The following is a 1,050-nucleotide window of genomic DNA, read 5'->3' as shown; positions in this document are numbered from 1 at the left end:
CGTTATTTATGGGCTGATTTTGTACAAGAAGCCTAAGACCCTTGGACGCGTAATACTTGCCATCCTATTAGTAACGGTTTTTGTTAACTTGGGATTGAATACATTGTGGTTGACCATCTTGTTAGATAAAGCCATTTATGTTATTTTTCCGGCACGGCTTATCCAAAACTTGGTATTGGCACCGGTCAATATCGCTTTGTTGTACTTCGTATTGCAAAATAAAACCTTGCGAAAAGCAACTAAAATTGAATAATGAACAATTGATGGATACGTAAATAAGAAGGCCAAAAAGTTGGAGGTTTCTCCAACTTTTTGGCCTTATTTTAGATAGAAGCCAATTAATCTGCTGAATTAAATTGACACTTTTATTAAAAAAAGCTAAACTGATTAAAAAAAGATGAGAAGAATAATGAAAAAGAATAACAATCGGAGGGCCTTTTATGATTACTCGTACTTTTGGCGTGAAAAAGGAAAAAGAACACTATCAAATCCGCATTGGAGTATATGGTATTCTATCTGACCCTGAAAAAAAGAACATACTTGTTGTTTCACCTCCTAATGGTTCTTATCTATTACCAGGCGGAGAAAAAGAAAATCAGGAAACAAATGAAGAAACATTGCAACGGGAATCAATGGAAGAGCTAGGCTGTCGGATTGAAATAGGGCGACATTTAGGTGACGCAGAGGATTATTTTTATTCTACTCATCGAAAGCAGTACTATCATAATCCCGCTTATTTTTATGTCATTGATGTATGGGAAAAAGTCAGTGAACCCTTGGAAGATTTTAATGAATTAACCTGGATGACAGTGCCTGAAGCGTTAAAAACTGATTGGGCATATGCCCAATCAGTTTTTTGATTAGTTATCTTCTTTATATTCGACTGCAGTAACCGTTACATCGATGTTGCCTTTTGTTGCTTTCGAGTAAGGGCAAAAAGTATGAGCTTTATCAGCTAGTTCTTGAGTTTCTGTTAAGTCTTTGCCTTCGATACCCACTTCCATTTTAGCAGCTAATTTGAATCCATTATCTGTTGGGTCTGAAAGCAAT

General features: G+C 36.0%; 1 protein-coding gene and 2 pseudogenes. 2 read left to right on the top strand and 1 reads right to left on the bottom strand.

The features are described from left to right. Together RT405_RS12850 and RT405_RS12845 are read left to right on the top strand one after the other, a co-directional pair. Positions 1-253 (top strand): annotated as a pseudogene (locus tag RT405_RS12850) (folate transporter); the annotation flags it as partial. A 187-nt stretch (positions 254-440) separates the two neighbouring features. Continuing rightward, positions 441-860 (top strand): NUDIX domain-containing protein, encoded by a 420-nt coding sequence (locus RT405_RS12845; RefSeq protein WP_313470194.1) that lies wholly within the window; start codon positions 441-443, stop codon positions 858-860. Here RT405_RS12845 and RT405_RS12840 read toward each other — a convergent pair. Beyond that, positions 861-1,050: pseudogene (locus RT405_RS12840) on the bottom strand (organic hydroperoxide resistance protein); the annotation flags it as partial.

Source organism: Carnobacterium sp. (assembly GCF_032094055.1).
GTDB lineage: Bacteria > Bacillota > Bacilli > Lactobacillales > Carnobacteriaceae > Carnobacterium_A.
The sequence above is the reverse complement of the archived record's forward strand: the minus strand, read 5'-3'. Positions and strand labels throughout refer to the sequence as shown.

What these genes read in the sequence shown, in the direction of transcription:
- RT405_RS12845 (WP_313470194.1), top strand. Translation starts at nt 441, where the DNA reads ATGATTACTCGTACTTTTGGCGTGAAAAAGGAAAAAGAACACTATCAA.